The organism is Burkholderia sp. BC1 (assembly GCF_052683555.1).
Genome location: NZ_JBQYLP010000006.1, coordinates 1 through 15,858, shown reverse-complemented (window position 1 = coordinate 15,858; position 15,858 = coordinate 1). Strand labels below are relative to the sequence as shown.

Here is a 15,858-nt window from a genome sequence, read left to right as displayed (position 1 = left end):
CCTTGCCCGGCCGGACGGCCGCGGCAAGCCTTGCCCGGGCCCGGTCCGCGCGTATGCGCCGCATCGGGTGGATCGCGAAGCATGGGCCAGTGCAGTACCGCCTCGGGTACGCGCGCTGGCGACAGGAGACACTGCGCATGGATCTGGATTATTCCCCCGCCGACGACGCATTCCGCGCCGACATCCGCGCGTGGCTCGAGGCGAACCTGCCTCGAACGCTGCGCGCGAAGGTTCTCGATCACAAACGACTCGATCGCGAAGACTACGCGAGCTGGCACCGCATTCTCGGCCGGCGCGGCTGGTCTGCGCCCGCATGGCCGGCCGAATACGGCGGGCCGGGCTGGAACGCGACGCAGCGACACATCTGGGACGAAGAGTGCGCGCGCATCGGGGCGCCGACCGTGCTGCCGTTCGGCGTATCGATGGTCGCGCCCGTGCTGATGAAATACGGCAGCGAGGCGCAGAAGCGCCATTACCTGCCGCGCATCCTCGACGGCACCGACTGGTGGTGCCAGGGCTACTCGGAGCCGGGTTCCGGGTCGGACCTCGCCTCGCTGCGCACGCGCGCCGAACGTCGCGGCGATCATTACGTCGTCAACGGCCAGAAGACGTGGACGACGCTCGGCCAGCATGCGGACATGATGTTCTGCCTCGTGCGCACCGATCCGTCGGCGAAAAAGCAGGAAGGCATTTCGTTCCTGCTGATCGACATGAAGACGCCCGGCATCACGGTGCGGCCCATCATCACGCTCGACGAAGATCACGAAGTCAACGAAGTGTTCTTCGAGGACGTCAAGGTGCCGGTCGAGAATCTCGTCGGCGACGAGAACCGCGGCTGGACCTACGCGAAATACCTGCTCGGCCACGAGCGCACGGGGATCGCGCGCGTTGGCGCATCGAAGCGCGAACTCGCGTTCCTCAAGCGCATCGCCTCGAACCAGCGCAAGAACGGCAAGCCGCTGCTCGCCGATCCGGTGTTCGCCGCAAAGGTCGCGGCGCTCGAAGTCGAGCTGATGGCGCTCGAGGTCACGGTGCTGCGCGTCGTGAGCCGCGAGACGAGCGGCAAGGGGCCGGGGCCGGAAGCGTCGATGCTGAAGATCAAGGGCACCGAGGTGCAGCAGGCGCTCACCGAGCTGATGTTCGAAGCGATCGGGCCGCTTGCCGCGCCGTTCGACGTGCCGTTTCTCGAAGGCGAGCGCGAGCACAGCATCGCGAATGACGATGATGCGGCGCCGCTTGCCGCGTACTACTTCAATTACCGGAAGACGTCGATCTACGGCGGCTCGAACGAAATTCAGAAAAACATCATCGCGCAGATGATTCTCGGGCTCTGAGCCGGGCTCACGCGATCGGAGACAACGATGGATTTCACCTTTACCGATGAGCAGCAGCAGTTCGCCGAGGCGCTTCGCCGTTATCTCGGCGAGCAGTACGGCTTCGATGCGCGTCAGGCGATCGTGCGCAGCGACGCGGGCGTGTCGGAAACGCAATGGCAGGCGTTCGCGGAACTCGGGCTGACCGCGTTGCCGGTGCCCGAGGCGCAAGGCGGTTTCGGCGGCGGCGCAGTCGACATGCTGGTCGCGATGCAGGAGCTCGGGCGTGCGCTCGTCGTCGAGCCTTACTGGGCGACCGCGGTCGGCGTCGAAGCGCTGCGCATCGCGGGTTCCGGCACCGGCGACGACGCGGCGCTGCTGGAAGCGGTCGCGCAGGGCCGCAAGCGTCTTGCCGTGGCATTTCACGAGCCGCATGCACGCTACGACCTGTTCGAGCTCGCGACGCGCGCGCACGAGCAGGGCGGCACGGTGCGACTGTCCGGCACGAAGTCGGTCGTGCAGCACGGTGCGCAGGCGCATGCGTGGATCGTTCCGGCGCGCGTCGACGACGGCGCGATTGCGCTGTTCGTCGTCGACCGCGAGACGGCCGGCGCGAAAGTCGTCGACTATCGGACCATCGACGGCCAGCGTGCGGCGACGATCGTATTCGACGATACGCCTGCGCGGCGGCTGACGGGCGGCGCGCGCGATGCGGCCGCACTCGAGCAGATCGCCGATTACGCGACGTTCCTGCTGTGCGCGGAAGCGGTCGGCGCGCTCGACGAGCTCAACCGTGCGACGGTCGACTACACGAAGACGCGCGAACAGTTCTGCATGCCGATCGCGCGCTTCCAGGTGCTGCAGCACCGGATGGTCGACATGCTGATTCACGCGGAGCAGGCGCGTTCGCTCACGTATCTCGCGGCCGTGCGTTATGCGAGCAGCGATGTCGATGCGCGACGCAAGGCCATCTCGGCCGCGAAGGCGCGTGTCGGTGCGGCGGCGCGCTTCGTCGGCCAGCAGGCCGTTCAGCTGCATGGCGGGATGGGCGTGACGAACGAAGTGGCGGCCGCACATCTGTTCAAGCGGCTGTCGATCATCGAAACGACACTCGGCGATACCGATCATCATCTTGCGCGCATCGCGGCGCTGCCCGACTTCGCGCAGACCGACGCGGCATGACGTCGGCGCGCCGGGCGCGCCAATCACCAGGAGACCCGCAGTGGGCATCAGCTACGAAGATCTCGAAGCCGGCAGTTCCGTCGAAATCGGCCGCTACACGTTCGAGGCAGACGACATCAAGACATTCGCATCGCGCTACGATCCACAGCCGTTCCACGTCGACGAAGCGGCCGCGCAGGCTTCGCCGTTCGGGGGCCTCGTCGCGAGCGGCTGGCATACATGTTCGGTCTTCATGGGCCTGCTCGTCCGACATCTCGGCACCGATTCGACGAGCATGGGCTCGCCCGGCATCGACGAGATCCGCTGGATCAAGCCCGTGCGCGCCGGCGACACGATCACGATGCATCAGAAGATCCTCGACAAGCGCGTGTCGGCGAGCAAGCCCGATCGCGGCATCGTGTCGACGGAATGGATCGGTGTGAACGGCAGCGGCGAGACCGTGATCACCGTGCGCTCGAAGGTGATCTTCGGGCTGCGTCATCCGGGAGGCGAGCAGGGATGACCGACGTTACGTTGCCGCTGATCGCGTCGGCGCAGGCGCTGCGCGCGCGGGTCGGCGAAGCGCCGCTCGTGAGCGGCTGGATCGAGATCGACCAGCGACGCGTCGACGGTTTCGCCGACGCGACCGGCGATCATCAATGGATCCACGTCGACCCCGAGCGCGCGCGACGCGAGTCGCCGTTCGGCGGCCCGATCGCGCACGGCTTTCTGACGCTGTCGCTGACTCCGGCGCTGATGACCGACGCGATGCGCTTCGAACAGAAGATGGGTGTGAACTACGGGCTGAATCGCGTGCGGTTTCTGAAGCCGGTGCCGGTCGGCGCACGCGTGCGCGCGTCGTTCGCGGTGAAGGAAGCGGCCGATGCGGCGCGAGGCGGCGTGCAGGTCACGTGGTCGGTCTCGATCGAAGCGGAGCGGCCCGACGGACCGCTCCCGGTCTGTGCGGCGGAATTCATCACGCTGCACTACTTCTGACGTGCTGACGCCGCACGGCCGCTGCCCAGCCGTGCGGCGGCGTGCCGCTCAGCGCTTCGCGTACTGCGTCGCGCCGAACAGCACCTCGCGCGCCTTGTCGTCCTGCAGCGCCTTGCGCAGCGACGCGAGCACCTCGACGCCGCGCTGCACGGCAGGGCGTGCGGCGATCGCTTCGTGCCAGCGCTTGACGTTCGGGAATGCGTCGAGCTCGATGCCCTGGTTCTGCCACGAACGCGTCCACGGGAACGTCGCGATGTCCGCGATCGTGTACGCGTCGCCGGCCAGATACTCGGATTCGCCGAGGCGCTTGTCCATCACGTTGTACAGCCGCTTCGCCTCGTTCGTGTAGCGGTTGATCGCGTACTCGATCTTTTCCGGCGCATAGATGCGGAAGTGATGCGTCTGGCCGAGCATCGGGCCGACGCCGCCCATCTGGAACATCAGCCACTCGAGCGTCGCATAGCGCGCAGCCGGATCCGTCGGCAGGAATTGGCCGGTTTTCTCCGCGAGATAGATCAGGATCGCGCCCGATTCGAACAGCGAGATCGGCTGCCCGCCCGGGCCTTCGTCGTCGACGATCGCGGGGATCTTGTTGTTCGGACTGATCTTCAGGAACTCGGCGTTGAACTGGTCGCCCGCGCCGATATCGATCGGATGCGCGCGATACGCGAGGCCGGTTTCCTCGAGCATGATGTGCACCTTGTGACCGTTCGGGGTCGCCCAGCTGTAGACGTCGATCATCGTCAAACTCCTTCGGTTCATCAACGGAAGCGGAAGCGGCGCGCGCGCCGCGGCAGGCGGTCATTACAGCACGGATCGATGCGCGCTGCAGGGCATGCCTCGACGCGCGCAGGGGCGCCGCGTGCACAGGCGGCGTGGCGTCAGCGCTTGTAGTGCGGCTGACGCTTATCGAGAAACGCGGTGATGCCTTCGAGCGCGTCCGGATGATGCAGCGACGCGACGAAATGATCGCGCTCCGTGCCGAGGTGCGACTCGAGCGGCTGCGCGAGCGCATCGTCGAGCAGCGTCTTGATGCGCGTCAGCGCATTCGGCGAGATGCCGGCGAGCGTGTCGGCCCACGCGAGCGCATCGCTCAGCGCGGCGCCCGGTGTCGCGAGCCGGTTGACGACGCCAAGCGCATGCAGGCGTTCCGCGGCGACCGGCTTGCCTTCGAGCAGAATCTCGGCCGCCAGCGCGCGCGGCAACGCACGGGCGAGGAACCACGAACCGCCGCCGTCGGGCGTGAGGCCCACCCGCGCGTATGACATCGCGAACTTCGCGTCGTGCGCGGCAACGATCAGGTCGCAGGCGAGTGCGAGCGAGAAGCCCGCGCCGGCCGCCGCGCCTTCGACTGCGGCGATCACCGGTTTCGTCGACGCGTGGAGCGCGGCCACCCACGCGGCGAGCTGATCGATGCTGGCGGCCTGGAACGACGGGTCCTTCGATCGGTTGTCGAGCAGCCGGTTCAGGTTGCCGCCGGCGCAGAAGAAACGATCGGCACCCGTGAGCACGACCGCGCGAATGCTCGGGTCGCGCTCGGCGGTCGCGAGCGCTTCGACGCCGGCCGCGTACATGTCGGGATGCAGCGCGTTGCGTGCGCCGGGATTCGAGATCGTGAGGACGAGCGTCGATTCGCTCTCGGGCGGGCGCGTGGCCAGCAGTTCGGCACTCATGCGAGCGTGTCTCCATCGGATGGCGAGGCGGCCGCGCCGCGTTCGGTGCGGCGGCAGACGAAGCGGCTGCTTCGGCGGATGCAATGTTGTCGTGACGGCGTGAAACTGCTTTAGACTAGCACGAACGTGCTTTTTCAGCGCGACATCCCCGGCGCGGCGAACCGTGTGCGACCGTGCCGACAACGAAGGAGACTCCGATGCTACAGCTGTGCGGTATTCCGTTGTCGAACTACTACAACAAGGTGAAGTTCGTGCTGCTGGAGCACGACATTCCGTTCGAGGAATGCGCATGCAGTCTGCCGATCACGGATCCGGCGCGGCTCGCCGATTCGCCGCTCGGCAAGATTCCGTTTCTGAAAACCGAAGAAGGCGCGCTGTTCGAGTCGCAGGCGATCGTCGAGTATCTGGCGGCGCGCTATCCCGAGAAGCCGATTTTTCCGTCGGGCGCATTCGCGGCCGCGAAGGTGCGCGAACTCGTCCAGACGCTCGAGCTGTACATCGAGTGGACCACGCGCGAGGTCTATGCGGAAGCGTTTTTCGGCGGCAAGGTCAGCGACGGCACGAAAGCGCACGTCGAGAAGCGGCTGCCGCGCGCGATCGACGCGTTCAAGCGGATGACGCAGTTCTCGCCGTACGTACTCGGCGATTCGTTCGGTCTCGCCGATATCGCGGCATCGATCCATTTGCCGATCGTCGCGATGGCGACGAAGACGATCTTCGGCCGCGATTTCGTGCTCGATGCGGGCATCGACTGGAAGGCGCATGCGAAGAAGGTCGGCGAGCGACCGGCTGCGCAGCGCGTCGCGGCGGACCGCAAGGCCTACATGGAGGCTGCGAGCGCCGCGCGCGCGTAAGCGGCGCTCGAGCGGTGCCGGTGGCCGCGTCGCATGCGGGCGCGGCATCGCCAGGCGCCGCGCGCCGACGAGTGCCGCGCCCGGCCGGCGCGTTACAGGCGCGCGAGCCGCTCGAGCGCGGTCGCGAGCGTGCTCTCCTGCTTCGCGAAGCAGAAGCGCACGACGCCCGACTCGTGCGGCTCGTGATAGAACGCCGACACCGGAATCGCGGCCACGCCGATTTCCGACGTCAGCCACTTCGAGAATTCCGCTTCCGGCAGATCGCTGATCGCCGAATAGTCGACGCACTGAAAGTACGTACCCGAGCACGGCAGCAGCTTGAAGCGCGTGCGTTCGAGGCCCGCGCGGAAGAAGTCGCGCTTGTTCTGATAGAAGCCCGCGAGCGTCAGGTACGGCGCCGGATCGCGCAGATAGTCGGCGAGGCCGATCTGCATCGGCGTATTGACCGTAAACACGTTGAACTGATGGACCTTGCGGAATTCGGCAGTCAGCGCGGCCGGTGCCGCGACGTAGCCGACCTTCCAGCCCGTCACGTGATACGTCTTGCCGAAGCTCGACACGATGAAGCTGCGTGCGGCGAGTTCCGGATAGCGCGCGACGCTTTCGTGACGCTCGCCGTCGTAGACCATGTGCTCGTACACCTCGTCCGACAGGATCAACACGTTGGTGCCGCGCACGATGTCCTCGAGCTTGCGCATGTCCGCTTCGCGCCACACGGTGCCGGTCGGGTTGTGCGGCGTGTTGATCAGGATCATCCGCGTGTTCGGCGTGATCGCGGCCGCGAGACGGTCGAATGGAATCGCGTAATCCGGCGCTTCGAGCGTGACGAAGACGGGCTTGCCGCCGGCGAGTTCGATCGACGGCAGATAGCTGTCGTAGGTCGGCTCGACGACGATCACTTCGTCGCCCGGATGCACGGCGCACAGGATGGCCGTCAGCAGCGCCTGCGTCGCGCCGGCCGTCACGGTGATTTCGGTGCTGGCATCGTAGCGGCGGCCGTAGAGTTGCGCGATCTTGTCCGCGATCGCTTCGCGCAGCGGCGCGACGCCCGCCATCGGCGGGTACTGGTTGTGGCCGCTGCGCATCGCGGCCGCCACTGCGTCGACGATGCGCGGGTCGCAGTCGAAATCCGGAAAGCCCTGCCCGAGATTCACCGCGCCTTTTTCGGCGGCGAGCGCGCTCATGACCGTGAAGATCGTCGTGCCGACGTTCGGCAGGCGCGACGGGAAAACGGGGGACGTTGGCATGTCGGAGGGAGCGTTCATCGGTACGGTCGAAGTGGTGATGCCGGCAGCGTCAGGCCGGCGTGACAGTGGCGGCCGTTGCGGCGGCGAGCGCGCAGGCCTCGGTAAACGGTGCGGGTTGCGCGATGCGGAAGCCGAAATCGCGCGCCGTGCGCTTCGCGAGCTTCAGCAGCGCGCGGTCTTTCGACACGAGCCACTCGGCCTGCGCGGCGCGGGCGAGCTCGAGAAATTTCTGGTCGTCGCGGTCCTTGCATTTCGGCAGCGGCGGCGCGTCTGTGTCGGCCGGCGCAGGTTCTACGACGTGCGCGAGGCGCGCGACCGTCGCGAGCGCGGCCGCCTTGTCGATCGCGCGCGCGCGAAACTGCGGATAGTCGAGCACATGCTCGAGCTCCGTCAGGCACCGCCCGTCGATGACGGCCGCGAGCGTGCCGCATTCGAGCGCGGCGAGAATCGGCCGCGTGGCCGGATCGTCGAACACGAGGATGTCGATCCACACGTTCGAGTCGAGCACGACGCGGCGCGCGGCGGGCGGGGCGAGGGAGCTGGGCATTCGTTACAATCGGTGGTTTTCGTCTGACCGCACGGCACGGCGTGCCAGCGAGCCTCTATGATAATCGTTCTCTCTCCCGCCAAATCCCTCGACTACGAGACGCCCGCCCACGTGCAGTCTTACACGCAGCCTGCATTTGTCGACGACGCGTCGGAACTGATCGCGGGCCTGCGCAAGCTGTCGCCGCAGGACATCGCGACGCTGATGGACATCTCCGATCCGCTCGCGCGGCTGAACTACCAGCGCTACGCGGACTGGTCGCCGATCTTCACGCCCGCCAATTCGAAGCAGGCCGTGCTGGCGTTCAACGGCGACGTGTACGAAGGATTCGACGCGAAATCGCTGTCGGCCGCCGATCTCGACTATGCGCAGCAACACGTGCGCGTGCTGTCGGGCTTGTATGGCCTGCTGCGTCCGCTGGACCTGCTGCAGCCGTACCGGCTCGAGATGGGCACGCGCTTCGCGAATACGCGCGGCAAGGACCTGTACGCGTTCTGGGGCGACCGCATCACGCGCGCGCTGAACGAGCAGCTCGAGACGCGCCGTGGCGCATCGCGCGTGCTGATCAACTGCGCATCGACCGAGTACTTCAAGTCGGTCAAGCCGAAGCTGCTGGCCGCGCCGGTCATTACGCCGGTGTTCGAGGACTGGAAGGGCGGCCGCTACAAGATCATCAGCTTTCACGCGAAGCGCGCGCGCGGGCTGATGGCGCGGTATGTCGTCGAGAACCGCATCGCCGAGCCGAAGGCGCTGCAGGCGTTCGCGATGGAAGGCTATGCGTTCGACGCGGCCGCGTCGAACGACTCGACTTACGTATATCGCCGGCGTGTCGGCGAGTGACCCTGCCGGCCGTTCACGAGACGGCCGGCGCATGCATGAGGCGCGGCGCGCGGCACACCGCGCGTGACGGCCGCTCAAGGAGAAACGGATGGCTCTTTCGATCACCAGCAACTTCGACGCGGGCGCAATCGACGTCGTATCCTGCGACAGCCCGGACGCGATCCGGCTGCGCGTGCGCGGCGACAATCGCTCGGAATTCGCGCAGTGGTTCTATTTCCGCCTGACGGGCGCGCGCGGCGAGCGCTGCGTGATGACGTTCGAGAACGCCGCGCAGTGTGCGTATCCGTCCGGCTGGCGCGACTACCGCGCGGTTGCGAGCTACGATCGCGTCGACTGGTTCCGCGTGCCGACGACGTTCGACGGCCGCACGATGACGATCGACCATACGCCCGAATTCGACAGCATCTACTACGCGTATTTCGAACCGTATTCGGAAGAGCGCCACGCCGCGTTTCTCGGTGCGGTCCAGCAGTTGCCGCAGGCGAGCGTCGTCGAACTCGGCCGTACGGTGGAAGGCCGCCCGATGTCGCTGCTGACGCTCGGTACGCCGGAAACCGATGGCGCGCCGAAGAAGAAGGTGTGGATCATCGCGCGGCAGCATCCGGGCGAGACGATGGCCGAATGGTTCGTCGAAGGGCTCGTGAAGCGGCTGGCCGGGTGGGGCGACTGGGCCGGCGATCCGGTCGCGCGCAAGTTGTACGATCGCGCGATCTTTCATATCGTGCCGAACATGAATCCCGACGGCAGCGTGCACGGCAATCTGCGCACCAATGCGGCTGGCGCGAATCTGAATCGCGAATGGATGGCGCCCGATACCGAGCGCAGCCCCGAGGTGCTCGCGGTGCGCGATGCGATTCATGCGATCGGCTGCGACATGTTTTTCGACATCCACGGCGACGAGGATCTGCCGTACGTGTTCGTCGCCGGCTCCGAGATGCTGCCGAGCTTTACCGAGCAGCAGCGCAAGGAGCAGGACGCCTTCATCGAAGCGTTCAAGGTCGCGAGCCCCGACTTCCAGACCGAGCACGGCTATGCGGCGAGCAAGTACAAGGAGGATGCGCTGAAGCTCGCGTCGAAGTACGTCGGACACCGGTTCGGCTGTCTGTCGCTGACGCTCGAGATGCCGTTCAAGGACAACGCGAATCTGCCGGACGAACGCGTCGGCTGGAACGGCGAACGTAGCGCGGCGCTCGGCGCGGCGATGCTGGCGGCGATCCTGAAGCAGATCGAGACGTTCGCGTAAACGCATTGTCGGTAACGAAAAAGCCGGCCGCATCGAACGATGCGCCGGCTTTTTCGCTTCTGTCGTTGCCGCTCCGTCGCGTCAGTACTTCTTCGCGGTCTTTTTCTTGACGGCTTTTTTCGTCGCGGTCGATTTTTTCGTGACGGCCTTTTTCGCGGGACGCCCGGTCGCCTTGGCCTTCACCTTGCCCTTGTGCGACTTGCCCTTGAATTTCTTCGTCGACGGTGCCGGGCGCTCGACGCGCGGCTTGAGCGGCGGAACGGGATCGTTCCAGCTGAACGCGAGCATCTGCTGACCGACATAGCCACAGCGAAACTTCAGCGGTTCGGGATCGCCACCGTTCGTGCGAATGCCGAGCCCGTCGACGGTGACGATGTTGTCGACCTTCACGCGCTGCTTGCCTTGATCGAACGAATCGTTCCACGGCGTGATCGTCGCGTTGCCGTTTTCGAATGCATTCGGCGCAAAGTCGACGCGATCGAATGCGGTCGACGTGCTTGCGATGAAGCTGCCGTGCGCGGCGCAGTCGGCGACGAGCGGATCGGCGTGCATTTCGTTGACGAATTTGTTGATCAGCTCGGAACGCTGGTCGAGAAGGTCGGCGAAGACCGGTGCCGGAAGTGCAAGCGACAAGCCCGCGACACAGGCCGCCAGCTTGCCGAGCGTCCGGACGATCCGGAGCGAGGCAGTTGAGCTGTCCATCTGGTTATTGGTGAGGAGCGAATGAGGCATCGGGCAGGTATAGAGGCCCGATGAAGAACAGGAGTTCAATCTTAGCGTAAAAAAGTAGCGCGGCAGTAGACGGGCGACTCGCCCGCCCTGCGCAAGCGATACGCGCCGGCGCCGCGGGCGCGGCACGTTCACGCGCGCGGGCCGCCCAGACGATAACGGCGGACGTCGAACGTGGTGACCCACGCGGGACGATAGACGGCGATCAACGCGGTCGTCATGCCGGTGAACCAGGCTTCGCCGAGCGCGAGCAGTGCCGTGTTGAACAGGTAGCCGCCCGGAATCACGACAGGCGCGCCGTTGGCAAGCGCGAGCTGCACGCCGGCCGCCGCGGCCGCAGCTGCAACGATCGCGACGGCCGGCGACACGAAACCCTGGCCCGCGATGAACGACAGCAGATTGTGCGGCAACCATGCGATGGCCGCGCGCTGCAGCAACGCGGATACCGCGACGGGCAGCGCGCCGTAGACGAGGTAGGTCAGACCGACCCCTTGCCACGATGCATCGAAGATGACTGCGGCGATCGCCGTGACGGCGCCCATCGCGACCAGCGCGAGCGTCCAGTCGAACAGCGTGACGAGCAGCGTCGCGCCGAGCAGATGCATGACGACACCGTCCTCCAGCCATGCGTTGGACGCCCAGAGAACGGTGATGGCCGTCACGAGTGCGAGCCAGACATGCTGCAGCGTCGCATCGTGCAGGCGGACGAACGGGCGCTTCCAGAACGCGAGCGCGAGCAGCGCCGCGGCGGCGATCCAGCCACCGATGCCAACCCAGAGCGGAAGCGGTGTGAAAAGAAAACCCATGCGTCCATATTACTCGTTGAGCATCAAAGGTGGGAATCCGCACACGTCGACCGTCGCAATATCGAGACTGTTCGTCTAGTGGCTGCGCCGGAAACGGGGCAGCGCCTCGGCGGCGAGCGGCAGTTCCGGATCGTCGACGGTCGCGCTCGGCAGCGGGTACGGGCGCGTGTTCCGTTGTGCGCGCAGCGGGACCGGGCCGCGTTCCCCGAGCACAGGCTTGCGCGCGCGATCGCGGTCCGCGAGCAGCACCTCGAGGTGCGGCGACAGCCAACCGTTGTAGATGGCGACCGCGGCGGCGCGGTTCGCGGCGCCGAGCTGCTGGAAGATGCTCGCGAGATGGATCTTCACGGTGCCTTCGCTGATGCCGAGCGTGCGCGCGATCATCTTGTTCGTGCTGCCCATATGGACGAAGCGCATGATCTGCGCTTGTCGCGGCGACAGCAGACCGGCCGGCGAGCGGCGCGGCAACGCGTTCGCGAGTGTCTGGAAACGCGCATCGTGACGGGTGACGGCCGCGGACGGCAGCAGCCGCAGGGCGATCGGCGGAATATAGTGACCGCCGAGCAGCACCATCTCGAGCGCGCGAACCAGCAGATGCGGACGCGTGGCGTGCGGTATCACGCCCGCGACGCCATAGTCGAAGAAGTTCTGAACCGCTTCCGGGGTCGTGTCGCCGATCAGCATCGCGACGGGCGTCGGCGAACAGGCCGTGCACAACGCCTGGAGTTCGCTGACCTTTCCGACGTCCAGCCAGTCGATCGCGACGAGATCGAAGCGCTGCGTGCGCAGCAGGCGGCGCGCCTGGAAACCGTCCGGCGCGTCGTTGATACGCGCGTGACGATCGATCTGCCGCAACAGGGCCTTCAGCCCGTCACGCCGCTCGGCATCCGAATTGACCACCAGGAACCGCATATTCAGCCTCCTTACGAATGTGTCGTTGATCTGTCGGCAAGCATGTCGAGCGCCGATCATGACAAATACCTTACACGTTGTCTGCTTGGCTGAATGGCTTAGGAGAAGTTCGAAATTTGGCGGCAGAGGAGGCAGACAAGAAAAAAGCCGCTTCCGCACGGGGCGGAAGCGGCTTACGCGATGGCTCGTTGCGGGTCGTGGCGGCCCGCGCCGGCGATCAGTGGAAATGCGGCTGCGCAGGCGACGCGTCTTCCGGCATCTCGGCATGGACGATTTCGCCGAGCGGATCGGCATAGAGCGGCACGCCGCAATCGTCGCAGTATTCCGGCTCGAAACGCCCGGCGTGCCGGCGGATGTCCGTGACGCCGCATTCCTTCAGCAGGCTCACGATTTCCTCGAGCGGGCCGTCGATCGGCGCTTCGCCCTCGAGCGTCGCGCTGTCGATCGACACGTCGCCGTTCTCGCGGCCGTACAGCGGCCACACGACGCCATAGATCACGTCGTTGCTGCCGCGCCGCGTGAAGCCGACGCGGTATTCGTCGATGCGTCGGTCGCCGAAGCCGGCGACGACCGCGCGCAGTTCCTGCGGCGCTGCACCAAGTGTGTCGAAAAGATAACGAATCGCGGTACGGACCGTGTGAGGACGTATGCGTTCGTCCGCATCGCGGCATGCCGAATAGTACGCGTCCGGAAGCAGGCACTCGAACTCGCAGCCGGGCAGTGCGAGCGACAGGTTCGGGCCGCCCTGGGCCGTCCATTGCTCGAGACACTGGCCGCGCTCGATGCGGTTGCCGTGCTCTTCTTCCTGCCAGCGGAACAGCGGTGCGCCGGCGGGTGCGGCGACGACCGCGAGCAGGAAGCGCGGGTCGGCCAGGATCGGGGACGTTTCCGGCAGGTCGCCGAAATTGAGCTTGGCCGCATGCTGGCCGAGGGCCGCATGCGCGAGCTGCTGCGCGAGCCGGTAGGTTTCGACGTGGTGCCGCGGCAGTTGATCGATGCTGTACATGAACGGCGCGAGCCCGACCAGCGTACCGTTGGCGAGCACGTGGGCCTGCAGGTGCGCACGCAGTGCGTCGGCGATGTCGCTCTTGAGCGGACCCGACGGAATCACATAGCGCGTCCAAGCGAGCACGGGCACCGCGACGAGCAGCGCATCGTACGGCTGGCCGTCGTGCTCGATCACCATCGACTCGCTGTGCGTTTCGGCCATGTCGGCGAGCGCACCGTAGGCGTCGGGATGATTCTGTTGCAGATGGTCGAGCGCTGCGTCGAGCGTGGTCTGGTTGCCGTTGCGAACGATCTTGGCAAGCAGGGCATCGAGCTTCGCTTCCCAGAAGCGGTCTTCGATGCGGCTGCCCGAAGCGAAGAGCGCAAGCGACAGGCCGACGAGTTTGTCGGCATCGGGGGGAAGACGTTTGGCGATTCGCTGGCGCATATTAAATACGTATAGAAAGAGGCGAAGAACCTCACATTCTAGTCCGTTCTGCGCGCCATAAGCGCTGTCGTGCTACTCGGCGGTCTCGGTGCGATGAAATCGCGGGGATCAAAAAAAGTGCGTCGACCCCCTTGCGCATCCCGCGTGGGCTGCATAGAATCACGCCTCTTTCGCGCTAACGGAAACGCGGCGCGGAAGGGGAAGCGGAGTCGGACGTGCGCTGCAGCATAGAGCGCCGGCCCGATGAAGGAAGAAGAACCCCGCAGTCGCAACGATGTAGTGAAAAAAGTTGTTGACGAGCTGCGAAACAGTGTTCATAATCTCGCTTCTCTGCTGCTGACAACGCAGCGCTGCTGAGCAAGACGATCTGCTCGCAGACATGTTCTTTAAAAACTAACAGCCGATAAGTGTGGGCGCTTGATGTGAGCGAGACCTGATCTTCGGATCGGGATAGCAAAAGTATCAAGAGTCTCACACTAAAGTAAGTCAGGTTTATGAAGCAATTCATATGACCTGTCAGCTTTGAGTGAGCGACCGGTTCGCAAGAACCGAAAACAGTAACAGGTTTGAACTGAAGAGTTTGATCCTGGCTCAGATTGAACGCTGGCGGCATGCCTTACACATGCAAGTCGAACGGCAGCACGGGTGCTTGCACCTGGTGGCGAGTGGCGAACGGGTGAGTAATACATCGGAACATGTCCTGTAGTGGGGGATAGCCCGGCGAAAGCCGGATTAATACCGCATACGATCTACGGATGAAAGCGGGGGACCTTCGGGCCTCGCGCTATAGGGTTGGCCGATGGCTGATTAGCTAGTTGGTGGGGTAAAGGCCTACCAAGGCGACGATCAGTAGCTGGTCTGAGAGGACGACCAGCCACACTGGGACTGAGACACGGCCCAGACTCCTACGGGAGGCAGCAGTGGGGAATTTTGGACAATGGGCGAAAGCCTGATCCAGCAATGCCGCGTGTGTGAAGAAGGCCTTCGGGTTGTAAAGCACTTTTGTCCGGAAAGAAATCCCTGGCTCTAATACAGTCGGGGGATGACGGTACCGGAAGAATAAGCACCGGCTAACTACGTGCCAGCAGCCGCGGTAATACGTAGGGTGCGAGCGTTAATCGGAATTACTGGGCGTAAAGCGTGCGCAGGCGGTCTGTTAAGACAGATGTGAAATCCCCGGGCTCAACCTGGGAACTGCATTTGTGACTGGCAGGCTAGAGTATGGCAGAGGGGGGTAGAATTCCACGTGTAGCAGTGAAATGCGTAGAGATGTGGAGGAATACCGATGGCGAAGGCAGCCCCCTGGGCCAATACTGACGCTCATGCACGAAAGCGTGGGGAGCAAACAGGATTAGATACCCTGGTAGTCCACGCCCTAAACGATGTCAACTAGTTGTTGGGGATTCATTTCCTTAGTAACGTAGCTAACGCGTGAAGTTGACCGCCTGGGGAGTACGGTCGCAAGATTAAAACTCAAAGGAATTGACGGGGACCCGCACAAGCGGTGGATGATGTGGATTAATTCGATGCAACGCGAAAAACCTTACCTACCCTTGACATGGTCGGAATCCTGAAGAGATTCGGGAGTGCTCGAAAGAGAACCGGCGCACAGGTGCTGCATGGCTGTCGTCAGCTCGTGTCGTGAGATGTTGGGTTAAGTCCCGCAACGAGCGCAACCCTTGTCCTTAGTTGCTACGCAAGAGCACTCTAAGGAGACTGCCGGTGACAAACCGGAGGAAGGTGGGGATGACGTCAAGTCCTCATGGCCCTTATGGGTAGGGCTTCACACGTCATACAATGGTCGGAACAGAGGGTTGCCAACCCGCGAGGGGGAGCTAATCCCAGAAAACCGATCGTAGTCCGGATTGCACTCTGCAACTCGAGTGCATGAAGCTGGAATCGCTAGTAATCGCGGATCAGCATGCCGCGGTGAATACGTTCCCGGGTCTTGTACACACCGCCCGTCACACCATGGGAGTGGGTTTTACCAGAAGTGGCTAGTCTAACCGCAAGGAGGACGGTCACCACGGTAGGATTCATGACTGGGGTGAAGTCGTAACAAGGTAGCCGTATCGGAAGGTGCGGCTGGATCACCTCCTTTC

At 64.6% G+C, this 15,858-nt stretch carries 15 protein-coding genes and 1 rRNA gene; 8 read left to right on the top strand and 8 right to left on the bottom strand.

Translation table 11 applies throughout. The features are described from left to right. The first annotated feature begins 137 nt into the window (after window positions 1–137). The 4 genes from ACSHSS_RS04680 to ACSHSS_RS04665 are packed head-to-tail and all read left to right on the top strand — an operon-like array spanning window position 138 to window position 3,470. Entirely contained in the window at window positions 138–1,334 is a 1,197-nt protein-coding gene (locus tag ACSHSS_RS04680; protein ID WP_060041091.1) for an acyl-CoA dehydrogenase family protein, read from the top strand. Window positions 1,335–1,361: 27 nt separating this feature from the next. Continuing rightward, window positions 1,362–2,495 (top strand): acyl-CoA dehydrogenase family protein, encoded by a 1,134-nt coding sequence (locus ACSHSS_RS04675; RefSeq protein ID WP_445544618.1) that lies wholly within the window; start codon window positions 1,362–1,364, stop codon window positions 2,493–2,495. 40 nt (window positions 2,496–2,535) lie between these two features. Further along, entirely contained in the window at window positions 2,536–2,997 is a 462-nt protein-coding gene (locus ACSHSS_RS04670; RefSeq protein ID WP_445544617.1) for a MaoC family dehydratase, read from the top strand. After that, window positions 2,994–3,470 (top strand): MaoC family dehydratase, encoded by a 477-nt coding sequence (locus ACSHSS_RS04665; RefSeq protein WP_445544616.1) that lies wholly within the window; start codon window positions 2,994–2,996, stop codon window positions 3,468–3,470. Before ACSHSS_RS04670 ends, ACSHSS_RS04665 begins: the two co-directional genes overlap by 4 nt. A gap of 48 nt (window positions 3,471–3,518) precedes the next feature. On the opposite strand, the gene ACSHSS_RS04660 is transcribed toward ACSHSS_RS04665, so the two are convergent. After that, window positions 3,519–4,211: a glutathione binding-like protein gene (locus ACSHSS_RS04660; protein ID WP_006415576.1), complete on the bottom strand. Its 693-nt coding sequence runs from the start codon at window positions 4,209–4,211 to the stop codon at window positions 3,519–3,521. A 140-nt stretch (window positions 4,212–4,351) separates the two neighbouring features. Then, the gene (locus ACSHSS_RS04655) at window positions 4,352–5,143 is read right to left on the bottom strand and encodes an oxepin-CoA hydrolase, alternative type (protein WP_253604956.1); all 792 of its coding nucleotides are present in this window, start codon (window positions 5,141–5,143) and stop codon (window positions 4,352–4,354) included. A gap of 197 nt (window positions 5,144–5,340) precedes the next feature. Between ACSHSS_RS04655 and ACSHSS_RS04650 the strand changes: the two genes are divergently transcribed. Further along, window positions 5,341–5,997 (top strand): glutathione S-transferase family protein, encoded by a 657-nt coding sequence (locus tag ACSHSS_RS04650; protein WP_054316045.1) that lies wholly within the window; start codon window positions 5,341–5,343, stop codon window positions 5,995–5,997. Between the two features lie 92 nt (window positions 5,998–6,089). Here ACSHSS_RS04650 and ACSHSS_RS04645 read toward each other — a convergent pair whose 3' ends face one another. Both ACSHSS_RS04645 and ACSHSS_RS04640 read right to left on the bottom strand, forming a co-directional pair. Next, window positions 6,090–7,262 (bottom strand): pyridoxal phosphate-dependent aminotransferase, encoded by a 1,173-nt coding sequence (locus ACSHSS_RS04645; RefSeq protein WP_069220085.1) that lies wholly within the window; start codon window positions 7,260–7,262, stop codon window positions 6,090–6,092. Window positions 7,263–7,293: 31 nt separating this feature from the next. Further along, window positions 7,294–7,791, bottom strand: coding sequence for a putative toxin-antitoxin system toxin component, PIN family (locus ACSHSS_RS04640; protein WP_060095452.1), 498 nt, complete (start codon window positions 7,789–7,791; stop codon window positions 7,294–7,296). Window positions 7,792–7,848: 57 nt separating this feature from the next. Between ACSHSS_RS04640 and yaaA the strand changes: the two genes are divergently transcribed. Both yaaA and ACSHSS_RS04630 read left to right on the top strand, forming a co-directional pair. Next, window positions 7,849–8,631, top strand: a complete 783-nt coding sequence (gene yaaA / locus ACSHSS_RS04635; RefSeq protein WP_006410116.1) for a peroxide stress protein YaaA — start codon at window positions 7,849–7,851, stop codon at window positions 8,629–8,631. An 88-nt stretch (window positions 8,632–8,719) separates the two neighbouring features. Beyond that, a complete protein-coding gene (locus ACSHSS_RS04630; protein WP_445544615.1) occupies window positions 8,720–9,874 on the top strand; it encodes a M14 family metallopeptidase in 1,155 nt (384 codons plus the stop codon). 81 nt (window positions 9,875–9,955) lie between these two features. On the opposite strand, the gene ACSHSS_RS04625 is transcribed toward ACSHSS_RS04630, so the two are convergent. The 4 genes from ACSHSS_RS04625 to ACSHSS_RS04610 form a co-directional block, all read right to left on the bottom strand. After that, window positions 9,956–10,606, bottom strand: a complete 651-nt coding sequence (locus ACSHSS_RS04625) for a BspC domain-containing protein (RefSeq protein WP_217104295.1) — start codon at window positions 10,604–10,606, stop codon at window positions 9,956–9,958. 128 nt (window positions 10,607–10,734) lie between these two features. Then, complete coding sequence (locus ACSHSS_RS04620) at window positions 10,735–11,409, bottom strand: energy-coupling factor ABC transporter permease (RefSeq protein WP_006398826.1); 675 nt, start codon at window positions 11,407–11,409, stop codon at window positions 10,735–10,737. A 75-nt stretch (window positions 11,410–11,484) separates the two neighbouring features. Continuing rightward, window positions 11,485–12,321, bottom strand: coding sequence for a LuxR C-terminal-related transcriptional regulator (locus ACSHSS_RS04615; protein WP_006398827.1), 837 nt, complete (start codon window positions 12,319–12,321; stop codon window positions 11,485–11,487). Between the two features lie 217 nt (window positions 12,322–12,538). Further along, complete coding sequence (locus ACSHSS_RS04610) at window positions 12,539–13,756, bottom strand: DUF2863 family protein (protein WP_006398828.1); 1,218 nt, start codon at window positions 13,754–13,756, stop codon at window positions 12,539–12,541. Between the two features lie 568 nt (window positions 13,757–14,324). Between ACSHSS_RS04610 and ACSHSS_RS04605 the strand changes: the two genes are divergently transcribed. After that, window positions 14,325–15,857, top strand: a 16S ribosomal RNA gene (locus tag ACSHSS_RS04605). Window position 15,858 lies beyond the last annotated feature (1 nt).

Coding starts and splice junctions, on each gene's coding strand:
- ACSHSS_RS04680 (WP_060041091.1), top strand. CDS start 138: ATGGATCTGGATTATTCCCCCGCCGACGACGCATTCCGCGCCGACATC.
- ACSHSS_RS04675 (WP_445544618.1), top strand. CDS start 1,362: ATGGATTTCACCTTTACCGATGAGCAGCAGCAGTTCGCCGAGGCGCTT.
- ACSHSS_RS04665 (WP_445544616.1), top strand. CDS start 2,994: ATGACCGACGTTACGTTGCCGCTGATCGCGTCGGCGCAGGCGCTGCGC.
- ACSHSS_RS04660 (WP_006415576.1), bottom strand. CDS start 4,211: ATGATCGACGTCTACAGCTGGGCGACCCCGAACGGTCACAAGGTGCAC.
- ACSHSS_RS04655 (WP_253604956.1), bottom strand. CDS start 5,143: ATGAGTGCCGAACTGCTGGCCACGCGCCCGCCCGAGAGCGAATCGACG.
- ACSHSS_RS04650 (WP_054316045.1), top strand. CDS start 5,341: ATGCTACAGCTGTGCGGTATTCCGTTGTCGAACTACTACAACAAGGTG.
- ACSHSS_RS04645 (WP_069220085.1), bottom strand. CDS start 7,262: ATGAACGCTCCCTCCGACATGCCAACGTCCCCCGTTTTCCCGTCGCGC.
- ACSHSS_RS04640 (WP_060095452.1), bottom strand. CDS start 7,791: ATGCCCAGCTCCCTCGCCCCGCCCGCCGCGCGCCGCGTCGTGCTCGAC.
- yaaA (WP_006410116.1), top strand. CDS start 7,849: ATGATAATCGTTCTCTCTCCCGCCAAATCCCTCGACTACGAGACGCCC.
- ACSHSS_RS04630 (WP_445544615.1), top strand. CDS start 8,720: ATGGCTCTTTCGATCACCAGCAACTTCGACGCGGGCGCAATCGACGTC.
- ACSHSS_RS04625 (WP_217104295.1), bottom strand. CDS start 10,606: ATGCCTCATTCGCTCCTCACCAATAACCAGATGGACAGCTCAACTGCC.
- ACSHSS_RS04620 (WP_006398826.1), bottom strand. CDS start 11,409: ATGGGTTTTCTTTTCACACCGCTTCCGCTCTGGGTTGGCATCGGTGGC.
- ACSHSS_RS04615 (WP_006398827.1), bottom strand. CDS start 12,321: ATGCGGTTCCTGGTGGTCAATTCGGATGCCGAGCGGCGTGACGGGCTG.
- ACSHSS_RS04610 (WP_006398828.1), bottom strand. CDS start 13,756: ATGCGCCAGCGAATCGCCAAACGTCTTCCCCCCGATGCCGACAAACTC.